Raw genomic sequence first — 3615 nt, 5'->3', positions numbered from 1 at the left:
CGGGAGAACATGCCGTGCCCCCACCTCCCGGGAGCTCCCGTGTCGCGCCGCGCCGCTGCGGTGGGGCGGGGCCGATGAGTGCCGACGGCGCGGGACGCTCGGCCCGCCAGCCGCCAGCCGCCAGCCGCCAGCCGCCAGCCGCCAGCCGCCAGCCGCCAGCCGCCAGCCGCCAGCCGTCGCACCCGCCACGCCCGTCATACCCGAGGCCCACGGTCCGCCGGACATGCCAACGGCCCCACCCGAGCGTCACGGGACGTCGTGGGTGGGGCCGGTGGGGCGCGCGAGGCGGAGGGGGAGTCTCCTGGGGCCGCTACTCGCCCGCCCGGGCGGCGGCTGCGCGCCGTGCTTCTGGCTGCCGGGTCCGCTAGCTCCCGGGCCGTACCACCAGGGCGTTGACCCGTAGCGGCGGGCTGTCGCGGAAGTGCAGGACGAACGGGACCCGTTCGCCGAGCCGCATCGGCGGCGGGTCCTCGACCATCACGTCGAGGCCGGTCGCCGACATCTCCAGCGAGCCGCCCGCGGGCAGCCCGACGGAGGAGACCATCTGCATCGTGCCCACGCCGTTCTCGTGCACGCTGCGACTGAGCATCACGCGCCCGGCCTTCGCCGGCGTCGAGACACGTACCAGGGCGTCGTCCGCACCGCCCTCGTTGGTCAGGTTGAACAGCGCCGCCGTCGCCTCCGGATTGGACGGGAGCATGATGCGCGCGTCGACCAGAGTGGGTTCGGCGGGGCTGCCGGCCGCGCCGGAGGCCGTCCAGGCGGTGAGCGCACCCAGGGTGATGGCGCAGGCCAGGACCGGTGCGAGGACGGCCGCGAAGGCGCCCCGGCGCGCCGCGATCGCCGCCAGACCAAGGCGCGGGGGCCGGGGCGCCGGCTCGCCCGTCGGGTCGGCGGCCCCCGTCTTGCCGGCCGCCCCGGACGGGCCGTGCGCCGCGGTCGGGGCGGTGTCGGCGCCGTGGTCGGTGCGGGACTGGTGGGACACGGATTCCTCGCTCATGACTGCTTCCGGGTGGCCGTGGTCGTGGCCGAGGCCGTGGCGCGGGCGGGACCCGGGCGGGAGCCCCCGGGCCGCGGGCCGCCGGGACGTGCGGTGCCGGAGCGCGGGCGCCCCGGTGCACCGCTGGACGAACTGGGCTGCCAGCCGCGCAGCCGCAGGCTGTTGCCGACCACGATGACCGAACTGGCGGACATCGCCGCGGCGGCCACCATCGGGTTCAGCCACCCCACGGCGGCCAGCGGCAGGGTGACCGCGTTGTAGCCGAACGCCCAGGCCAGGTTGGACCGTACGGTGCCGAGCGTGCGCCGGGCCAGCCGTACCGCGTCCGGCAGCGCGCCCATGTCCTCGCGTACCAGCGTCACGTCGGCCGCGCCGATCGCGGCGTCCGTGCCGCCGCCCATCGCGATGCCGAGGTCGGCGTGGGCGAGGGCCGCCGCGTCGTTGACGCCGTCACCGATGACCGCGACCCGGTGGCCGCGCTCACGCAGCGAGCGGACCAGTTCGGCCTTGCCCTCGGGGGTCGCCCGGGCGTGCACCTCGGTGATGCCGAGCCGTTCGGCGCCGGCGCGCGCCGGCGCCTCGCTGTCGCCGGTCGCCAGGACCGTCCGCAGGCCGAGTCGGCGCAGGTGGTCAACGGCCCGGTAGCTGCCAGGCCGCAGGCTGTCGCCCAGGGCGAGTACGGCCTCTGGGGCGCCGTCGACCCGGACCAGCACCGCGGTGTGCCCGGTGTCCTCGGCGCTGCGTACGGCGGCGGCGAGTTCGGCCGGCAGCGCGGGCCCGGCGGCCGGGTCCGCGGCCGGACCGTCCGCGGCGGTGTCCGTGCCCGCAGCCGAATCCGTACCGGCGACCGGTGCGTCCGGGCGGGAGACCGTCACCCGCTGCCCGTCGACCCGCCCGCTGACGCCGAGACCGGCCGTCGCGGCGAACTCCGTCACCGGCGGCAACTCGGTGCCGTCGGGCGTCGTACGGCGCGCATGCGCGAGCACCGCACGGCCCACGGGGTGCTCCGAACCCTGCTCGACCGCGCCCGCCAGCCGCAGCACCGCCTTCTCGGTCAACCCACCGGGGCGGCAGGTCACCTCCGTGACGCCCATCTCGCCGATGGTCAGCGTGCCCGTCTTGTCGAGCACGACGGTGTCCACCCGGCGCAGCCCCTCCAGCGCCTGCGGTCCCTTGACCAGGATGCCGAGTTGGGCGCCGCGGCCGGTGGCGGCGAGCAGCGCGGTGGGGGTCGCCAGGCCCAGTGCGCACGGGCAGGCGACGACCAGGACGGCCACCGCGACGGTCACCGCCGCCTGCGGGTCGGCGCCGGCGCCGAGCCAGAAGCCGCAGACGGTGACCGCGATGGACAGCACCACCGGTACGAACACGCCGGCCACCGCGTCGGCGAGGCGCTGCGCCTTCGCCTTGCCGGCCTGCGCGTCCTCCACCAGGCGGGTGATGCGCGCCAGTTGGGTATCGGCACCCACGGCGTCGGCACGGACCAGCAGCAGCCCGCCCGAGTTGACCGCGCCGCCCACCACGGCAGAGCCGGGGCCCACCTCGACCGGTGCGCTCTCGCCGGTCACCAGCGACATGTCCAGCGCCGAGCCGCCCTCGGCGACCACGCCGTCGGTGGCCACCCGCTCACCGGGCCGCACCACGAACAGATCGCCCACCTGCAACTGCTCGATGGGGATGCGCCGTTCGGCGCCGTCGACCCTTATCACCACGTTCTTGGCGGCCAGCGAGGCGAGCGCACGCAGCGCGGAACCCGTGCCGTGCCTGGCCCGGGCCTCCAACAGCCGCCCGGTCAGGACGAACAGCGGGACGGCGACCGCCGCCTCCAGGTAGACGTGCGGGGTGTCACCCGACGCGGAGGGCAGCAGCGTGAACGGCATCTCCATGCCGGGCTCGCCGGCCCCGCCGAAGAACAAGGCGTACGTGGACCAGGAGAAGGCGGCCAGCACCCCGAGCGAAACCAGGGTGTCCATGGTGGCCGCCCCGTGCCGCAGCCCGCGCGCAGCCCGGGAGTGGAACGGCCACGAACTCCAGGCGGCGACCGGCGTGGAGAGCACGAAGCACACCCACTGCCAGTTGCGGAACTGGAGCGCGGGGACCATCGAGATCACCAGCACCGGGATCGACAGCAGCGCCGTGATCAGCAGCCGGTCCCGCTCCTCGCGCGCGACGGCCCGATCGGCGCCCGCCGCGTCCTCGCCCGCAGCGCCGTCATCCGCGCCGTCGGCACCGTCCACCGGCCGGCCGCGCTCGGCCGCGATCGGCTCGGCGGTGTAGCCGGCGCGCTCCACGGTGGCCGTCAACTCGGCGACCGTGATGGTGGGTGGGTGGGTGATGTGGGCGCGTTCGGTGGCGAGGTTGACGGTGGCGGTGACGCCTTCGAGGCGGGCGAGTCGTTTTTCGACGCGGGCGACGCAGGCGGCGCAGGTCATGCCGCCGATGGTGAGCTCGGTCGTGGTGGTGGGTGTGGGGCGGGGTGCGGGGGGTGGTTCGGCGGTGTAGCCGGCGCGTTCGACGGTGGCGATCAGTTCGGTGAGGGTGATGGTGGGTGGGTGGGTGATGTGGGCGCGTTCGGTGGCGAGGTTGACGGTGGCGGTGACGCCTTCGAGGCGGGC

The 3615-nt window shown here is 75.9% G+C and carries 2 protein-coding genes; both read right to left on the bottom strand.

Going from position 1 to position 3615, the window contains the following annotated elements:
- Nucleotides 1-364: 364 nt before the first annotated feature.
- Nucleotides 365-1000 (bottom strand): copper chaperone PCu(A)C, encoded by a 636-nt coding sequence (locus tag AAHZ94_RS30645; RefSeq protein ID WP_349996987.1) that lies wholly within the window; start codon nucleotides 998-1000, stop codon nucleotides 365-367.
- A complete protein-coding gene (locus AAHZ94_RS30640; protein ID WP_502964833.1) occupies nucleotides 997-3528 on the bottom strand; it encodes a heavy metal translocating P-type ATPase in 2532 nt (843 codons plus the stop codon). Before AAHZ94_RS30640 ends, AAHZ94_RS30645 begins: the two co-directional genes overlap by 4 nt.
- Nucleotides 3529-3615 lie beyond the last annotated feature (87 nt).

Origin of the sequence: Streptomyces sp. HSW2009 (assembly GCF_040240285.1) — a bacterium.
Lineage (GTDB): Bacteria > Actinomycetota > Actinomycetes > Streptomycetales > Streptomycetaceae > Streptomyces.
Note: the sequence above shows the minus strand (reverse complement) of the source record. Positions and strands in the feature narration are given on the sequence as shown.